Source organism: Polymorphospora sp. A560, assembly GCF_045781765.1.
GTDB classification, from domain to species: domain Bacteria; phylum Actinomycetota; class Actinomycetes; order Mycobacteriales; family Micromonosporaceae; genus Polymorphospora; species Polymorphospora lycopeni.
The window spans coordinates 7,277,601-7,293,340 of record NZ_CP122282.1 but is presented as its reverse complement, the minus strand read 5'-3'; the positions used below and the strand labels follow the sequence as shown (position 1 = coordinate 7,293,340).

18 protein-coding genes and 1 tRNA gene are annotated in these 15,740 nt (G+C 73.3%); 12 read left to right on the top strand and 7 right to left on the bottom strand.

What is annotated here, in order from left to right:
* Positions 1-9 precede the first annotated feature (9 nt).
* Both QCD66_RS32825 and QCD66_RS32820 read left to right on the top strand, forming a co-directional pair.
* The gene (locus QCD66_RS32825; protein WP_357543669.1) at positions 10-624 is read left to right on the top strand and encodes a MarC family protein; all 615 of its coding nucleotides are present in this window, start codon (positions 10-12) and stop codon (positions 622-624) included.
* 152 nt (positions 625-776) lie between these two features.
* Positions 777-1,613 carry a RecB family exonuclease gene (locus tag QCD66_RS32820; RefSeq protein ID WP_375735089.1) on the top strand — a complete coding sequence of 279 codons (837 nt, stop codon included), beginning with the start codon at positions 777-779 and terminating at the stop codon, positions 1,611-1,613.
* A 9-nt stretch (positions 1,614-1,622) separates the two neighbouring features.
* Here the strand turns inward: QCD66_RS32820 and QCD66_RS32815 are convergent, their stop codons facing one another.
* Positions 1,623-2,501 carry an oxygenase MpaB family protein gene (locus QCD66_RS32815; RefSeq protein ID WP_375735081.1) on the bottom strand — a complete coding sequence of 293 codons (879 nt, stop codon included), beginning with the start codon at positions 2,499-2,501 and terminating at the stop codon, positions 1,623-1,625.
* Between the two features lie 105 nt (positions 2,502-2,606).
* Between QCD66_RS32815 and QCD66_RS32810 the strand changes: the two genes are divergently transcribed.
* Entirely contained in the window at positions 2,607-3,089 is a 483-nt protein-coding gene (locus QCD66_RS32810; RefSeq protein ID WP_357543667.1) for a DUF2231 domain-containing protein, read from the top strand.
* A 4-nt stretch (positions 3,090-3,093) separates the two neighbouring features.
* On the opposite strand, the gene QCD66_RS32805 is transcribed toward QCD66_RS32810, so the two are convergent.
* Positions 3,094-3,426, bottom strand: coding sequence for a translation initiation factor 2 (locus tag QCD66_RS32805; protein ID WP_375735083.1), 333 nt, complete (start codon positions 3,424-3,426; stop codon positions 3,094-3,096).
* Between the two features lie 100 nt (positions 3,427-3,526).
* On the opposite strand from QCD66_RS32805, the gene QCD66_RS32800 reads away from it, so the two are divergent.
* Positions 3,527-3,724 carry a hypothetical protein gene (locus QCD66_RS32800; RefSeq protein ID WP_364211963.1) on the top strand — a complete coding sequence of 66 codons (198 nt, stop codon included), beginning with the start codon at positions 3,527-3,529 and terminating at the stop codon, positions 3,722-3,724.
* An 84-nt stretch (positions 3,725-3,808) separates the two neighbouring features.
* On the opposite strand, the gene QCD66_RS32795 is transcribed toward QCD66_RS32800, so the two are convergent.
* The 3 genes from QCD66_RS32795 to QCD66_RS32785 form a co-directional block, all read right to left on the bottom strand.
* Positions 3,809-4,342: a flagellar biosynthesis protein FlgA gene (locus QCD66_RS32795; RefSeq protein ID WP_375735084.1), complete on the bottom strand. Its 534-nt coding sequence runs from the start codon at positions 4,340-4,342 to the stop codon at positions 3,809-3,811.
* Between the two features lie 204 nt (positions 4,343-4,546).
* Complete coding sequence (locus tag QCD66_RS32790) at positions 4,547-4,924, bottom strand: FmdB family zinc ribbon protein (RefSeq protein ID WP_364211546.1); 378 nt, start codon at positions 4,922-4,924, stop codon at positions 4,547-4,549.
* A 104-nt stretch (positions 4,925-5,028) separates the two neighbouring features.
* Positions 5,029-5,658 carry a 5-formyltetrahydrofolate cyclo-ligase gene (locus QCD66_RS32785; protein ID WP_364211549.1) on the bottom strand — a complete coding sequence of 210 codons (630 nt, stop codon included), beginning with the start codon at positions 5,656-5,658 and terminating at the stop codon, positions 5,029-5,031.
* Positions 5,659-5,742: 84 nt separating this feature from the next.
* Between QCD66_RS32785 and QCD66_RS32780 the strand changes: the two genes are divergently transcribed.
* The 6 genes from QCD66_RS32780 (at position 5,743) to QCD66_RS32755 (ending at position 12,379) form a co-directional block, all read left to right on the top strand.
* The gene (locus QCD66_RS32780) at positions 5,743-8,061 is read left to right on the top strand and encodes a diguanylate cyclase (protein WP_375736453.1); all 2,319 of its coding nucleotides are present in this window, start codon (positions 5,743-5,745) and stop codon (positions 8,059-8,061) included.
* Between the two features lie 9 nt (positions 8,062-8,070).
* Positions 8,071-9,033, top strand: coding sequence for a UTP--glucose-1-phosphate uridylyltransferase (locus tag QCD66_RS32775; RefSeq protein ID WP_364211555.1), 963 nt, complete (start codon positions 8,071-8,073; stop codon positions 9,031-9,033).
* A gap of 61 nt (positions 9,034-9,094) precedes the next feature.
* Positions 9,095-10,408 carry a gephyrin-like molybdotransferase Glp gene (gene glp, locus QCD66_RS32770; RefSeq protein ID WP_357543657.1) on the top strand — a complete coding sequence of 438 codons (1,314 nt, stop codon included), beginning with the start codon at positions 9,095-9,097 and terminating at the stop codon, positions 10,406-10,408.
* On the top strand, positions 10,408-11,046 hold the full coding sequence (locus tag QCD66_RS32765) for a GNAT family protein (RefSeq protein WP_357543699.1): 639 nt from the start codon (positions 10,408-10,410) through the stop codon (positions 11,044-11,046). Before glp ends, QCD66_RS32765 begins: the two co-directional genes overlap by 1 nt.
* A 199-nt stretch (positions 11,047-11,245) precedes the next feature.
* Entirely contained in the window at positions 11,246-12,037 is a 792-nt protein-coding gene (locus QCD66_RS32760; protein WP_364211562.1) for a hypothetical protein, read from the top strand.
* A gap of 268 nt (positions 12,038-12,305) precedes the next feature.
* Positions 12,306-12,379 (top strand) — tRNA-Ala (locus QCD66_RS32755).
* 69 nt (positions 12,380-12,448) lie between these two features.
* On the opposite strand, the gene QCD66_RS32750 is transcribed toward QCD66_RS32755, so the two are convergent.
* The gene (locus QCD66_RS32750) at positions 12,449-12,928 is read right to left on the bottom strand and encodes a hypothetical protein (RefSeq protein ID WP_375736454.1); all 480 of its coding nucleotides are present in this window, start codon (positions 12,926-12,928) and stop codon (positions 12,449-12,451) included.
* 132 nt (positions 12,929-13,060) lie between these two features.
* Here QCD66_RS32750 and QCD66_RS32745 point away from each other — a divergent pair, with 132 nt between their 5' ends.
* Both QCD66_RS32745 and QCD66_RS32740 read left to right on the top strand, forming a co-directional pair.
* The gene (locus tag QCD66_RS32745) at positions 13,061-14,227 is read left to right on the top strand and encodes a sensor histidine kinase (RefSeq protein ID WP_375736455.1); all 1,167 of its coding nucleotides are present in this window, start codon (positions 13,061-13,063) and stop codon (positions 14,225-14,227) included.
* Positions 14,224-14,880 (top strand): response regulator transcription factor, encoded by a 657-nt coding sequence (locus QCD66_RS32740; protein WP_364211571.1) that lies wholly within the window; start codon positions 14,224-14,226, stop codon positions 14,878-14,880. The genes QCD66_RS32745 and QCD66_RS32740 overlap by 4 nt, the downstream gene beginning before the upstream one ends.
* Here the strand turns inward: QCD66_RS32740 and QCD66_RS32735 are convergent.
* The gene (locus QCD66_RS32735; protein ID WP_375736456.1) at positions 14,877-15,716 is read right to left on the bottom strand and encodes an oxygenase MpaB family protein; all 840 of its coding nucleotides are present in this window, start codon (positions 15,714-15,716) and stop codon (positions 14,877-14,879) included. The two genes, QCD66_RS32740 and QCD66_RS32735, sit on opposite strands and share 4 nt — an antisense overlap.
* Between the last annotated feature and the right edge of the window lie 24 nt (positions 15,717-15,740).

The window sequence follows — 15,740 nt, the reverse complement described above, 5'->3', positions numbered from 1 at the left end:
CTTGACCGGATGGATCTGAAACTGTTCGGCGAGGTCTTCCTGACCCTGCTGGTGATCACGGATCCGCCGGGCATGGTGCCGATCTTCGTCGCCCTGACCAGCACGCTGCCCCGCCGCGAGCGGCACCGGGCCGCGTGGCAGGCGGTGGCCCTGGCGCTCGGTGTGATCGTGGTGTTCGCCGTCGCCGGGCAGACGCTGCTCGACTACCTGCACATCGACCTGCCGGCGTTGCAGGCCGCCGGTGGGCTGCTGCTCGTCCTGGTCGCCCTCGAACTGCTGACCGGCAAGGCGAACGACCCCGACCAGCAGGCGACCGCGAACATCGCCCTGGTCCCGCTGGGTACGCCGCTGCTCGCCGGCCCCGGCGCGATCGTGGCGACCATGCTCTTCGTGCAGCGGGCCGACGGGGCGGCCGACTATCTCGCGATCGGGGGCGGGATCGTCGCGGTGATGGTGGTGGTCTGGCTGACCCTGCGCTTCTCCGGCGGGATCGTCAAGGTGCTGCGGCCGGGTGGCATCGAGGTGCTGACCAGGATCGCCGGCCTGCTGCTGGCCGCGATCGCGGTCCAGTTGATCGCCGACGCGGTGGCGGCGTTCGTCACCCAGTACGTCCAGCAGGGGTGACCGGCCGGGCGTGCTGTGCCCGACCTGTCGGACCCGGATGGCAGGATCGGGGCGTGCGCAGGCCGACCTCTTCCCCGACCAGTTCGTCCCGTTCGCGGGGCGCCACCCCCCGGCCGCGTGGCGGCCAGCCCGAGCAGCTCGGGTTCGACGGGATGCCGGAGCGGCTGTTCGTGTGCACACCGAGCAAGCTCGGCACCTACGCCGACTGCCCGCGCCGCTACCGCTACTCCTACGTGGACCGGCCGGCGCCGCAGAAGGGGCCGCCGTGGGCGCACAACTCGCTGGGCGCCAGCGTCCACACCGCGCTGCGCAACTGGTACGCGCTGCCGGCCGACCGGCGCCATACGGGTGCGGTCGCCGGCCTGCTCAAGGCCACCTGGGTCCGGGAGGGTTACCGCGACGTGGAGCAGGAGCGCGAGCTGTTCCGGCGAGCGCTGGACTGGCTGGAGTCCTATGTCGACGGGCTCGAGCCCGGGGCCGACCCGCTCGGCGTCGAGCGGGTCGTCGCGGTCAAGACCGCGGTGCTGGCCTTCAACGGCCGTGCCGACCGGATCGACTCGCGGCCCGGCCCGGACGGCGAGCCGGAGTTGGTGATCGTCGACTACAAGACCGGCCGCAGCGGCACCGACGCCGGCGACGCGCGCGGCTCCCAGGCCCTGGCGCTGTACGCCTACGCCGCCGAGCGGGTCTTCCGCCGCCCGTGCCGCCGGGTCGAGTTGCACCACCTGCCGACCGGCACGGTCGCGGCGCACGAGCACACCACGGAGTCGATCGCCCGCCAGGTCGGGCGGGCCGAGGACACCGCCCGGGACATCATGGCGGCCGAGAAGGTGGTGGCCGACGGCGGCGACGCCGACGAGGCGTTCCCCACCAACCCGGGCACGTTGTGCACCTGGTGCGACTACCGCCGGCACTGCCCGGCCGGCGCCGACGCACCGGTCAAGGAGCAGTGGGCCGCCGTCGAGCGCCTGCTGACCCCCGACGCCTGACCGGGTGCCTCAGGCGGCCGCCCCGAGCCGGGCGGCCCGGGCCATCGCGGCCTGGTAGATCGGACCCTCGACGTAACGGCGCGGGATCGCGCTCAGCGCCAGCCGCAGGCCGCGCACCGAAAGGTCGGCCGACAGGTCGGTGGTCGGCAGGCCGAGCCCGCCGTACAGCCGGCGGGCCCACGCGGGAAGCAGCCCGATCGCGGTCCCGGCGAGCCCGAGGTATGCCCACCGGGGCGGCCCCAGCTCGACCGCCAACCGCAGCGGCAGACCCATCTTCCACGGCAGCGGCGGCATCGGCGGGGCGGTGAGGAACACCATCGTCTCGGCACTGTCCCTGGTCAGGCGCAGTTCGGGGCGTACCTGCCGGTAGTAGTCGGCGACCTGTGCGGCGGTGCCGGGCACGGTCGCCGGGTCGAGGCCGACGAGTTCGGCGGCGAGCAGCTGTTCGGTGTAGTAGGCGTCGACGTCGTCGTCGGTCAGCGCGGCACCGGCCCGGCGTGCCGTGGTCACGAACGACTCGACCTCGGTCACGTGCACCCAGCGCAGCAGGTCGGGTTCGTCGATCCGGAAGGTCTCCCCGGTGGCCGGGTCGACCGCCCGCATCCGGGCGTGCAGGCCGCGCAGCCGCCGGCCGGCGTCCCGCACCTGGGTGCTGCTGCCGTAGACGACGGTGGCGACGTAGGTGGCGGTGCGGACCAGCCGCCCCCAGGGGTCGCTCTGGTAACTCGAGTTCTGGGCGACCCCGGCCACCGCCCGGGGGTGCAGCGCCTGGAGGTAGAGCGAACGCAGCCCGGCGACGAGCAGCACCGGCTCCTGGTGTACCCGCCAGGTCACCGAACCCGGACCGAACAGGCCGAGGTCGTCGTCGCTGGGATCGGTGGCAGCCATGCGACCAAGACTGCCACGGCCGCGCCGACGCGGTGAACCGTCGGACCCCGTCGCATCGTGTAGAACGTCGAAGGGTCACGTCGTATCCGCCCCCAGGAGGCGTCCGTGTTCGATGAGTTCATGGGCCTGCCGGCCCACCCGTTGCTCGTGCACGCGGCCGTGGTCTTCGTGCCGCTGCTGGCCGTCGTCGGGATCGTCTACGGGTTCGTGCCGAGGGCACGCACCCGCATCGGTTGGGCGGCCGTGCTGCTGGCCGTGGCCGCACCGGTGTCGGCGCTGTTCTCGAAGATCTCCGGCGAGGCGCTGGAGGAACGCCTGATCACGGCGGGCTACGGCCAGGAGATTCTCGACAAGGTCAACGAGCACCAGGCGTACGGCGACCTGACCTTCTGGTTCTCGCTGGCGCTGGCGATCGCGACCGGGGCGCTGGTGTTCCTCACCACCCGCGGCGAGCGTGGGCCCCACGTGCCGGCATGGGTGCCCACCGTTCTCGCGGTGCTGGTCACGATCCTCGGTGTGGTGACGATGATCTACGTCTACCTGACCGGGGAGACCGGTGCGCAGGCGGTCTGGAGCGGCGTCGTCTGACGGCTCAGAACAGCACCCGTGAGCAGAGCAGACAGATGACGATGACCAGTACGGCGCCGCCGACCATCGCGATGCCGTAGGTGAGCGTGCGGGCGCCGCGCTCGTCGGCGTCGATCGAATCCTGGTCCTGCGACGGGAGCTGGCGTGGTGCCATCGGGTTGACGACGGTGGGTGGCCGCCAGCCGGTCGTGGCCGGGGTGGTCGGCGGCGGCCCCTGGTAGCCGGGCGTCTCGGGGGCGGCCGGCGCGGCGGGCCGTGGGGCCGGCTGGCCCGGTTCGAGGTCGGCGGGGCGGCGCCAGTACTCGTGGTCGGTCGGGTCACCGCTGGGCGTCGTCACGCCGACTGACGCTACCAACCGGTCGCCGTCGGGACCCGCTGACGTTCGGTGTGCCGGCCCGTGGCTGGGTACGCTTTCTGCCGTGGACAGATCGGCACGTATGGCGGACGGGGCGGCGGCGACCGAGCCGGCGCGGGTACGGATCGACGCCGACGACCGGACGGTCGAGTTCGGCGAGGACGAGCTGGTGGTGTTGCCGGAGCAGACCGCGGACGACACCGACCGGGGCTGGGGCGAGCGGCCCGGATCGAACGACGACCGGCTGCTGGCCGAGCGCCCGCCGCACTACTGGGACTGAGCCGGCCAGGGGCCGGTCGATATTGGGACTGAGTCGGCCAGGGGCCGGTCGATATCGGGACTGAGCCGGGCCGGATCCGGTCGATCAGGGTGGCACGACGACCCCGAAGCGGGTCGTCTCGGGCATACCGAGCGTGCGGTTCGCCTGGTCCGGAGTGAGCGCCAGGTAGAGGGCGGTAGCGCCGTCGACCGCCACGACGTCGAGCACGAGCGCCCCGGTGGCCAGCCGGAGCGGTTCCGGCGCCGGCTGTGCCCCGGCGCCGGCCGGTAGCGCCAGCAGGTCGATCCGGCTGCCGGGGCGTACGACGGCGAGAGCGGCGGGTTCGGCGGGCCGTACCGGTACCCCGACCGATCCGGCGGGCACCGCGAGCCGGCCCGGTGGGGCGTCCGGGGCGGGGAAAGACCCGCCGGATGGTGGTCCGGTCGGGTCTGCGGCGATCGGGGGGCCGCAGGCGGCCGTGCGGTCGGGGTCGGCCCGCGCGGTCAACACCGCGGCGGCCAGCGCCAGCAGGACGGCGACCAGGGCGGCCCGCAGCACGGTGGCCGGACGGGGCCGGCCTGGCCAGCGGACCGGTGTGAGCGCGCCGTCGGCGTCGCCGGACCGGGTGCGACGGAACATCGGGGTGCCTCCCTCCGACCGGCTTCGGACGGCTGGCGGTGGGGGACCGTGGGCCGCCGGTCGGCAGGGACGCTAGACGCCGACGGCCCGGTCCCGTTGGACCGAGCCGTCCGCCTGTGGACGACGGGGCTTCCTGTGGACAACCCCCGTCGGCCGGGTCGATCTGTTATGCCCGAGCCGGCGGGTGCCGCTTCGGCCGAGCCGCTACGTGGCGGCCTTGCCGGCCGACGACGAGCCGCCGGAAGAGGAGCTGGAGCCGCTGGAGGCGGTGCCGCTCGACGCCGGCTTCTCCTTCGACCCGGAGCCGGCCGAGTCCTTGCCGCCGGAGCCGTTCGACCCGGAGCCCGAGGAACCGGACGACTCCGCCTTGGCCGGCTTGCCGCTGGTGGCCGACTCCGACGAGCCGGACCGGGAGTCGGTGCGGTAGAACCCGGAACCCTTGAAGACGATGCCCACCGAGTTGAAGAGCTTGCGCAGCCGCCCCTCACAGGCCGGGCACTCGGTCAGCGGCTCGTCGGCGAACGACTGCACCGCCTCGAGCTGGTGGCCGCACGCGGTGCAGGCGTACTGGTACGTGGGCACTGTCTCCTCCGGATCATGATCATCGGTTGGCACTCGACGCGTTCGAGTGCCAATGGTGCGCTATCCGCACCGGATTCGTCCAGCGGGAGTGTGGGGCGCGACACTCAGCCGGCCGGGAGCCGCCGTACGCCGCTGGGAGTGATCACCGCGTGGACCGGACGGTCGTGCTCCTCGGCCGGTACGGCGTCCAGCAGTTCGCCGTCGTGCAGCAGCGCCACGGTCAGGGTCGCCGGGGCGACGCGGGCGAGCGCGCGGTCGTACGAGCCGCCGCCGCGGCCCAGCCGGAGCCCCCGCCGGTCCACCGCCACCGCCGGCACCACCACCAGGTCCGCGGCGCCGACGGCGGCCGGCCCGAGGCGCGGCCCGGCCGGCTCGCGCAATCCGCGCCCGGCGGCCACCAGCGGCTCCGAACCGGCGTACTCCGCCCAGTCGAGGTCGAGATCCGGGCACAGCACCGGCAGCAGCAGCCTCGACCCCGGCGCGCCACCGGCGGCGAGCATCGCCAGCAGGGCTTCCGGCAGGTCGGGTCCGCCGGGCTCGGAACCGACTGGCACGTAGGCGGTCACCGTCCGTGGCCGATGCCGCCGTACCAGGTCGGCCAGGCCAGCCTGCACGCGGCCGGCGGCGGCCGATCGGAGCGCCGCCGGCAGTGACCGACGGCGGGCCAGGACGTTGATACGGATGTCCGTCTTGTGGCGGCGCGCCGCGTTCGCTCCATTCGACAAATCCGACATCGACCGCTCCTGCAACAGGCCGTAACTGAAAGGTCCGTCTGTGTCAGCATCGCACCAACGGGTGCGGAACCTCCGGGGGGAAGAGTGACGCTGCGTGGACGGTTGACGACCGCCTTCCTCGCGGTCGTCCTCGGTCCCGTGCTGCTCGGCGCCGTCTTCGTCGGTACGACCGTCGCCGCGGTGAGCTACGAACGTACCGTCGACCGGCTGGACACCGCCGCCGCCACCGTACGCACCTCGGTCAGCGCCCTCTGCCAGCAGATGCACGCCGCGGCCGACGCGGTGGCCGTACCCGCCGACCCGGCCCGCCGGGCCGGGACCGCGAGCCAACTGGTCGCCCGCGGGCTGGTTTCGGCGGTCCTGATCAGCGACGCCGACGGCCGCGCCGCCTTCGCCACCGCCGGCAACCCACCCCAGCCGTGGGCCGACTGCGCCGCGCAGACCGCCCCGGACGCCGACTACGAGGCGATCGCCGTACGCGTCGAGATGCGCGCCGAGAGCGGCGCCCTGATCGGCGAGGTGGTCGTCACCCAGGTCCTCGACCACGCCTTCCTCTCCCGGCTGGCCGCCGCGACCGGCACCGGCGTCACCCTCCTGCCGGGCGTCGCGGCCCCGACCGTACGGCACACCACCGAGCCGGCGACCGGCGTCGACGCGGTCCTCGACGCGGCGGCACGCGCCGAGGGCGACGCCATCGCCGAGACCGGCACCGGCCGGTACGTCCGCCGGATCAACCCGTCACCGGGCCAGCCGCTACCGCTGGCGCTCTCCGTGCCCCGGGGACAGCCGCAGGGCCTCTACGTGGTGCTGATCGGCGCGGTCCTGGCCGCCGGGTTCGCCGCCGTCGTCGCCGCCTGGTGGCTGGCCCGCTCGACCACCCGGCCGCTCGCCGAACTGGCCCGCGCCGCCGACCGGGTCGCCGACGGCGACCTCGCCGCCCGGGTGCCGGTGCACGGGCACGACGAGGTGGGCCGGCTGGCCACCACGTTCAACCGGATGACCCGCGAGACGCAGTCGTACGTCCAGGCCCTGACCGCCAGCCGCGACCAGCTCCGGGGACACCTGGCGGTGCTCGGCGACACCCTGTCCAGCACCCACGACCTGCAACGGATCCTCCAGGTGATCCTCCAGACCGCGCTCGCCGCGACCGGCGCCCGGGCCGGCGTGGTGCTCCTGCTCGACCCGGCCAGCGGACTCCTGGTCGGCCAGTGCGCCGAGGGACTCGACGAACGCTGGCCGGTCGGCCTCACCGCCCGGCCCGGCGCCGCGAAGGCCGGCGCCGGCAAGGCCGGCGTCCGCACCAACGGGGCCGTCGTCGGTGTCGCCGTCGCGCTCCAGGACCGGCCCGGCCGGCCCGACCACGACCCGGCGGCCCTGCGGGTGTCGCTCGGCAGCGGCCTGCTCGGCGCCGTCGCCGCCACCGGCGAGCCGCGCCGCGGCCGCGTCGACCGCGACGGGCCACACCTGTCGACGCACGAGCCGCGCTGCCGCACCTACGTGGCCGTACCCTTCTCGGCACCCGGGCCGGCCACCGACGCCCCGGCCACCGGGGTTCCCGCCGGGCGACTGCCCGGCGGGCTGTGGCCGCCGACGCTGCCGACCGCGCTCGGCGTCCTCGCCCTCTACGACCGGCTCGGCTCCGACGAGTTCGACGACACCGACCTGGTCACGCTGCGCACGTTCGCCGGCCAGGCGGCCGTCGCCGTCGACAACGTACGGGTGCACGAGGAGGCCCAGCGGCTCTCGCTCACCGACCCGCTGACCGGGCTGTGGAACTACCGCTACCTGAAGGAGTCGATCCGGCGCGAGGTCGAACGAGCCAACCGCTTCGGGCGCATGCTCACCGTCCTCGCCCTCGACCTCGACCGCTTCAAGCACGTCAACGACACTCACGGGCACGCGGCCGGCGACACCGTCCTGGCCGAGTTCGCCCGCCGGCTGCGGGCCGAGATCCGGGAGGTCGACCTAGCCTTCCGGCAGGGCGGCGAGGAGTTCGTCGTGCTGCTGCCGGAGACCGACGCGGCCGGCGGGGCCATCGTCGCCCAGCGGCTGGCGGCCGCCGTACGCGACGTACCGGTCCCGATCGAACCGCACCTGGGCGCCCCGCCGACCAGCATCCCGGTGACCGTCTCCATCGGAATCGCCGTATACCCCGACCACGGCGCGACCGGCGACCAGGTGCTCGACGCCGCCGACGAGGCGCTCTACGCGGCCAAGGCGGCCGGACGCGACACCCACCGGGTCGCGTCGACGGGCCCGCGACCGGAACCGGGGAAAATCGCTGGTTCGGTCGGCCCGCGGCCACCGGACGACGGCGTCCCCCACGCGGGTGGACGGTCCGCCGATGGGCCGGGCGGCGCGTCATCCGGGCCACAACCGCCACGACAGAGCCGCGGCCGATAGTCTCGCGGAATGTCGGAGCGTGCAGCCAACCCAGGAACGACCACCAGTCCAGCGACCGGACGGCGGGCGGTGAAGGCCGTCATCCCGGCTGCCGGACTCGCGACCCGATTCCTGCCGGCGACCAAGGTCGTGCCCAAGGAACTCCTGCCGGTCGTCGACCGGCCGGTCCTGCAGTACATCGTCGAGGAGGCCGCCGCGGCCGGCATCGAGGACGTACTGCTGGTCACCGGTCGGGGCAAGACATCGATGGTGGACCACTTCGACCGCCAGCCCTACCTGGAATCCCGGCTGGCCGAGAAGGGCGACAAGAAGAGGCTGGAGGCCGTACGCCGGCCGAGCGAGCTGGCCGAGATCTTCACCACCCGCCAGCACGAGCCGCTCGGGCTGGGGCACGCGGTCGGCTGCGCCGAGTCGCACGTCGGCGACGAGCCGTTCGCGGTCCTGCTCGGCGACGAGTTCGTCGACCTCGCCGAGCCGCTGCTGCCGGCGATGCTGGAGTTGCAGGCCCGCACCGGCGGCATCGTCCTGGCGTTCATGGAGGTCGACCCGGAGGAGACCAACCGGTACGGCATCGCCTCGGTCGCCCCGGCCGAGGACGGCCTCGACGCGATCGCCGACGTCGTACGGGTCACCGGCCTGGTGGAGAAGCCGGCACCGGCCGAGTCCCCGAGCAACCTCGCCGTCCTCGGCCGCTACGTACTGCCCGGCGTGATCTTCGAGGCGATCCGGCGGACCGGCCCGGGCAGCGGCGGCGAGATCCAGCTCACCGACGCCATGCAGACGCTGCTCGACGAGGGCCTGCCGGTGCACGGCATCGTCTACCGCGGCACCCGCTACGACACCGGCATGCCGCTGGGCTACCTCCAGGCGGTCGTGCAGATCGCCGTCCAGCGCGAGGACATCGGCCCGGCGTTCCGCGAGTGGCTCGGCCAGTTCGCCGGCTCCGAATCGTTCCGGGGGCCCGGCACATGACAGGCCAGCCCGACGGGTCAGGTGCCGGCCACGTGGTCACTGAACGTGACGAGGTGACGATGTGACAGCTACGGCCGATGCCGAGGCGGCCGCCAACGAGTTGACGCCGCTCGCCGACTACCTGGGCAGCGTGCTGCGCAGGCTGCGGGCGCTGCCCCCGCTCGACCTCGACCTCACCCAGGCGTACGGCAACGTCCTCGCCGAGGACGTCGTCGCGCCGCACTCTTTCCCGGCCTTCGCCCAAGCCGCCATCGACGGCTACGCGGCGCGCTGGGAGGACATCACCGGTGCCGGCCGGGGCGGATTCGCCTCGGCCGGTTCCGCGTTGGACGGACGCGGGCGCGGGGTACGCATCAACGTCGTCGGCGACCTCGGTGCCGCCAGCTGGCGCCCGGTCCGGCTCACCCCGGGCACCTGCTTCTCCGTCGCCGCCGGTGCGCCGCTGCCGATCGCCGCCGACGTCGTGGTGCCGATCGACTGGACCGACCAGGGCATGGCCGCCGTCGAGATCTTCCGGACCCCCAAGCGCGGATACGGCGTACGCCGGGCCGGTGAGGAACTGCCCGCCGGCAAGGTGCTGGCCCGCGCCGGCACGTACGTCTCACCCGCCCTCGTCGCCGTCTTCGCCGCCACCGGGATCGGGCACGTCGTCGTACGCCCCAGCCCCCGGGTGGTCCTCGTGGCCACCGGCGACGAACTGGTCGAGGTCGGCCGGGGCAGCCAGCCGGGCCAGGTCGTCGACGCCAACTCGCACGCGCTGACCGCGGCGGCGGTCGAGGCGGGGGCGCTCGCGTACCGGATCGGGATCTGCGACGACGACCCCGAAGGGCTGCGCGGGCTCCTCGAAGACCAGACGCTGCGGGCCGACCTGATCATCACCACCGGCGGCACCGGCACCGGCCCCGGCGACATGGTGCGCCGCATCCTGTCCCGCCGGGACGGCGGCCGGCCCGGACCGGTCGCATTCACCGATGTCGCGCTATACCCTGGAACCTCGCTCGGATTCGGTACGGTCGGTGCCGAGGAGGTGCCGGTCGTGTGTCTACCCGGTGAACCAGGTGCGGCGTTGATCGGTTTCGAAGTGCTGGCCAGGCCGGCGATCCAGCTCCTGGCCGGGGCTGACCCGGTCTTCCGTCCCAGCGTGCGCGCCCACCTGCTGGAGACCGTGTCGTCGCCGGCCGGGCTGCGCGAGTTCCGCCCGGCCCACGTCGCCGAACGGCGCGGCGGCGGCTACACCGTCCAGCCGCTGCCCGGCGGCCCCTACACCCTCTCCGGCCTCGCCGAGGCGAACGGCCTGCTGGTGCTCGGCGAGCGGGTGACCACGGCCGCCGCCGGTTCCACGGTGGACGCCCTGCTCCTGGACCGCAGACGGTGATGTTCGACGGCGTGCCGGGATGGCCGGTCGTCCTCGCCGACGGCCCGGTCCTGCTGCGTCCCTACCGGCGCTCCGACGCGACGGCCTGGTCGGAGGTACGGCGGGCCAACGAACGCTGGCTGGCGCCGTGGGAGTCGACCCCCGTCGGACGGTGGGAAGAGCTCAACTCGCCCAGTGCCTTCCGCTACGTCCACCGCGACCAGCGCCGCTCGGCCCGCCGTGGCGAGAGCATGCCCTTCGCGGTCTGCCTGCGCGAACACGGCCGGGAACGCTTCGTCGGCCACCTCAACATCGGCAACATCGTGCGCCGCGCGTTCTGCTCCGGCTACGTCGGCTACTGGGTCGACGCCCGGGTGGCCGGCCGCGGCGTCATCCCGACCGCGATGGCGCTGGCCGTCGACCACGCCTTCACCACCGGTGGGCTGCACCGCGTCGAGGTCAACATCCGTCCCGAGAACAAGCCGTCACGGCGCGTCGTGGAGAAGTTGGCTTTCCGTGAAGAGTCCTACCACCCGCGCTACATGCACATCGCCGGCGCCTGGCGCGACCACATCGGATACGCCCTGACCAGCGAGGAAGTGGCGGCCGAAGGCGGCCTGCTGGCCCGCTGGCACCGGCTGCACGCCGCCGCCTCTTGATCTTTTCCGGCAGCCCTGGTCGGCGCGGCGCACGAGAATCGCGGCAACCGGCCGTAACCTCAGGTAACTGGGACGTACGGCAACTCACACACCTTCATGATCCACCTGGTCAGCGGACCGCCCCTGAGCGTCGTCGGCGCGTCCCGCCCGGATCTTGTCGGGAACGTCGGTTGCCGCTGGGGTGACGGGAGGGGAGAGGGTGCCGACCTCGGTGCTCCTCGCCGTCCTCGCCGCCGCCGGCCTACTCGCTCTCGCACCGGCACTCGTACGCCGATACGACGCCACCGAGCGGCTGGTCGCGGAGCGGGCGCAGTCGACGGCGCGGGTGCTGCAGCGCCGCCGTCGCCGCCGGACCGTGCCCGGCCGGCGGCCACTCAACGCCGGCCACTCCACGACACCCACCCCCCGGGCCAACGCACCCGTCTCCGGACCACCGGTGTCCGTGTCCGGCCCACCCGGCACCCGCCGCTCCACCCGGCTACGCCTCGTGCCGTTCGGCGCCACCCGCCCCCGCCGGCGCAAACCGGCCCGGCGCGGCCCGAGCGCCATGCACCGCCGCCGCCGGGTCTTCGCCGCCCTCCTGCTGCTCAACGTCGTCGAGCTGATCGGGGTCGTGGTCGTCGGCCCCGGTTTCTGGATCAGCTTCGCGGTGACCGCCGTCCTGCTCGCCCTCTACGTGGTGCACCTGCGCAACCGGGCCATCGCCGGCCGGCGCCGCCAGCGCGCCGACGCCCGCGAAGCCGCCTGGCTGTCCGCCCGGCAGGCCGAGGTACGCCGCGAGCAGGCCCGCCGGGCAGCCGCCCGGCGCGAGGCGCAGCGCCGGCTCGCCGCCCAGCGTGAGGCCGTACGCCGGGCCGCCATGGGCCTGGACGGGGCCCGGGACCTGCCGCAGGCGGCGTCCGGGGGTGGCGTCACGGGTTCGGTGTCGTACCGGCGGGCGGGTGGGCTGCGCGGGCGCGCGTACGAGGCCCGCCGCCCGAACTCCCGCTGACCTGTCCCTGCACCGGGTCAGCGGGCCGGGGCGCCGCCTTGATCGTCTGCGGCTCAGACAGTCGACACGCCGTCCCGGGACGCCTGAAGTGCAGACGATCACGACGACCGGAGCGGGTGCGGACCGGACGGCGCTGCCGGGTGGGTGGCCGACGGGGTGACGCGCCGGGTACTGATTCGCGGAGCGGCGGCCGGACCTGTTAGCCTGACTCCCGGCTCGCTCCACGAGATGTGGTGCCGGGTCGACCTTCCGGGCTCCGGTCCGGTGAGGGGCTGTGGCGCAGACTGGTAGCGCACCTCGTTCGCATCGAGGGGGTCAGGGGTTCAAATCCCCTCAGCTCCACCTCAGGTCAAAGGCCGTTTCTCTAGAAGAGAGACGGCCTTTTGCAGTTCATGCGTCCCGGAACGCGGATCAGCGTTTCGGGCCGATGACCTTGCTCAGACCCCAGGCGATCAGACCGGTGATCGCTCCGACGATCACCCCGGTGAAGACGCTGCTGATTCCGGCGAACGTACGCAGGATGACGGACTGGGCGGCCGGGTCGAGGTCGGTCAGGTTCCCGCCGAGCGCGGGCGGGTTGTCACCGAAGCTGACGTTCCAGAGCAGTTGGTGCCCGAGGGCGAGGAAGACGCCGTAGAAGAGACCGACGACGAGCAGCGTGATGAACGGGTTCGGCACCCGCTTCCAGAGGACGACCGCGATCCAGATGATCGGCGGTACGAACACGAAGAGGGTGTTGACGAGCGTCCCCTCCTGAATGAGTTCCAGGTCGTGGAGTACCACCCGGGGGGTCGCGAGCAGGGCGAGGCTGATCACGGCGAGCAGCGGCAGCCCGAGAGTCGGACGGTGGGGCGCGGACGTCTGGCGCGGCGGATGGTTGTGGTAGGTCATGGATCGAAGTTAGGAACCGGCGGGGGTGCGGCACATCCGTATCCGCTCTCGATGTCGATACGTCCGGAAGCGACTCCGGGTGTCGCCTTCCGACGACGGTCAAGCGCCATCGGGTTCCGTACGGTGGAAACCATGATGTGGGCGTCGAGGAGGCTGCCGCCGTGGGCGGTCGACGCGTTGCTCGGTGCGGGGGTGACGCTCGTCGTGTCGGTCGCCATCTCGGCGAACCAGGGCGGACGGCACGGCCCGGATGCGGTCGCCTACCTGTGGGCGGTCGGCCTGGGCGCCCTGATGTTCGCCCGCCGGCGTTATCCGGTGGTCGTGCTCGCCGTCACCGCGTTGGGGTTGTTCGCCTACTACGCCGCCGGCTATCCGGCCGTCGGTCTGGGCGTTCCGGTCGCGGCGGCGCTGTTCTCGGCCGCCGAGTTCGGTCGGCTGGTCCACGCGGTCGTGACCGGGGTGGTCGTGGTCGCCGTGTCGGTGTTCTTCCGACTGGTCGAGGGGCAGGCTTTCTCGTTCGTCGTCAACTACGAGTTGGCCGGGCACATCCTGCTGATGGCCGCCGCGATCGCGCTCGGTGACAGTGTGCGCTCGCGCCGGTCGGTGCAGGAGGGGGCGCGGCGGATCGCCGAGCTGACCGCGCAGCGGTACCGGCAGGAGGCGGATGCGCGGGTGCACGCCGACCGTCTCGCGATCGCGCGGGAACTGCACGATTCGATCGGGCACACCACGTCGGTGATCTCGTTGCACGCCGATGTGGCCCGCGAGGCGCTCGGCCGCGACGAGGCCCAGACCCGGGCGGCGCTCGATCTGATCAAATCGACCGCCACCCGTACGATGAGCGAGTTGCGCAGGACGGTCGCCCTGCTGCGGGCGCCGGACGAGAGTTCCCGGTCGGTCGTCTCGCTGTCGAACGTCGGCACGCTGCGGGAGTCGGCGTCGGCCGCGGGGATCGACCTCGAATTCGACGTACGGGTCGGCGCCGAACTTCCGGCCACGGTGGACGCGTCCGCGTTCCGGATCGTGCAGGAGGCGGTCACCAACGTCGTGAGGCACTCGCGCGGCAGCCGGGCGCTGGTGACGGCGTACGACGACGGGAGCGTGCTGCACCTGCGGGTGGCCGACGACGGGGCCGGTGGGTCCGTTGGCGCCGGTCGCGAGCACGGCATCACCGGCCGGGGGCACGGCATCACCGGGATGCGGGAGCGGGCCGAAGCGCTCGGCGGCACGCTGACCGCCGGGCGCGAGGAGCCGGGGTTCGTGGTCCGGGCGGTGCTTCCGTTGGAGGAGCCGTCGTGATCAGGGTGCTTGTCGTCGACGACCAGGATCTGGTCCGGGCGGGGCTGCGGACCCTGCTGGAGAACGACCCGGAGATCACCGTCGTCGGCGAGGCGGCCGACGGCCGCGCCGCGCTTTTCCAGGTACGGGAACTGTGTCCCGACATCGTGCTGATGGACATCCGGATGCCGGGCATGGACGGGCTGGCGGCGACGGCGGCGATCCGCGCCGACGAGTCCCTGGCCGGCTCCCGGGTCCTGATCCTGACCACGTTCGACGACGACGAGGACATCGTCCAGGCGATCGCGCTCGGCGCCGCCGGTTACCTGCTCAAGGACACCTCGTCCGACGAACTCCGGCGGGCGGTCCACACCGCGGCGGCCGGCGGCAACCTGCTCTCGCCGTCGATCGCCCGGCGTGTGATGGAACGCCTCGCCCGGGCGCCGAAGCCGCCCGTACCGGATCCGCGGCTGGCCGCGCTGACCGAACGGGAACTCGCCGTCCTCGCCCGGATCGGGTCCGGCGCGACGAACGACGAGATCGCCGCCGCACTCCACATCAGTCCGGCGACCGCCCGCACCTACGTCAGCCGGATCCTCTTCAAGCTCGGTGCCCGGGACCGGACCGCGCTGGCGGTCATCGCCCACCGGTCCGGGCTCGACATCATCGACTAGCCCGGAACCGGGGCGTGGCCGGCCGCCGGCAGCGGATCGCCCGGCAGCAGCGGTGGCAGGCCACGGCGGGTACGTGGCGTCGTCGGCACCCGTCGGGGCGGCAGGAACCGGAGCAGCCGGCGCCGGACGTACAGCATGGTCCGCAGTGACCAGCAGACGGCCCGGCCCGCGCGGGGCAGGCCGACCGCGGCGCGTACCGGGTCGTCGAGCAGGGCGGCGATGGCCGGGCCGACGAGCGGGGCCAGCGGTCGGGGCACCCGGGCGCGGGCCATCGCGATCGTCCGCTCGCTGCACCGCCGGCCCTCGGCGGTGTACGCGAGCCGGTCGCGTTCGTACCCGGCCAGGTAGTCGGCCAGGACGTCGGGGTCGCGGGGCAGGTCCGGTACGCCCATGCGGCGGCCGAGTTCGGCGAAGAAGACGGCCACGGCTACGCGTTCGTTGGTGGACGGTCGCCGCCAGCCGTGCCGGTCGAGCCAGCGCAGCGTGGTGACGGTGAGCCCGGCGAGGGCGTAGCGGTGGTCCTCGGTGGTGATCGGCCAGCCCCGGTGCGACCGGTTGACGAGGCGGATGGTCGCCCGGCCCTGCGGCGAGTCGAGGCCGTGCTCGATGAGGTCACCGAAGGTCAGCGCGGTGCCCTCGGCCCGTTCGAGCAGTGCGTCGGTCGACCCGACGACCCGGGCGGTCGACGGTAGGGCGTACAAATGCCAGATCATCAGTTTGCCGGCTGTTCGCAGATCCCACGGGAATTCGTGGAAGACCATCAGCCGGTAGATTTCCGCATAGTCCCGGTGCGGGTCCAGTTCCTGGATAACGGCCAGGTGGTCAGATCTCTGCATCGGCACAAGGTAGGAATTGCGCTC

Excerpts from the sequence above, each read along its gene's own strand:
- QCD66_RS32825 (WP_357543669.1), top strand. The coding sequence starts at position 10 with ATGGATCTGAAACTGTTCGGCGAGGTCTTCCTGACCCTGCTGGTGATC.
- QCD66_RS32820 (WP_375735089.1), top strand. The coding sequence starts at position 777 with ATGCCGGAGCGGCTGTTCGTGTGCACACCGAGCAAGCTCGGCACCTAC.
- QCD66_RS32815 (WP_375735081.1), bottom strand. The coding sequence starts at position 2,501 with ATGGCTGCCACCGATCCCAGCGACGACGACCTCGGCCTGTTCGGTCCG.
- QCD66_RS32800 (WP_364211963.1), top strand. The coding sequence starts at position 3,527 with ATGGCGGACGGGGCGGCGGCGACCGAGCCGGCGCGGGTACGGATCGAC.
- QCD66_RS32795 (WP_375735084.1), bottom strand. The coding sequence starts at position 4,342 with ATGTTCCGTCGCACCCGGTCCGGCGACGCCGACGGCGCGCTCACACCG.
- QCD66_RS32785 (WP_364211549.1), bottom strand. The coding sequence starts at position 5,658 with ATGTCGGATTTGTCGAATGGAGCGAACGCGGCGCGCCGCCACAAGACG.
- QCD66_RS32775 (WP_364211555.1), top strand. The coding sequence starts at position 8,071 with ATGTCGGAGCGTGCAGCCAACCCAGGAACGACCACCAGTCCAGCGACC.
- QCD66_RS32765 (WP_357543699.1), top strand. The coding sequence starts at position 10,408 with ATGTTCGACGGCGTGCCGGGATGGCCGGTCGTCCTCGCCGACGGCCCG.
- QCD66_RS32750 (WP_375736454.1), bottom strand. The coding sequence starts at position 12,928 with ATGACCTACCACAACCATCCGCCGCGCCAGACGTCCGCGCCCCACCGT.
- QCD66_RS32745 (WP_375736455.1), top strand. The coding sequence starts at position 13,061 with ATGATGTGGGCGTCGAGGAGGCTGCCGCCGTGGGCGGTCGACGCGTTG.
- QCD66_RS32735 (WP_375736456.1), bottom strand. The coding sequence starts at position 15,716 with ATGCAGAGATCTGACCACCTGGCCGTTATCCAGGAACTGGACCCGCAC.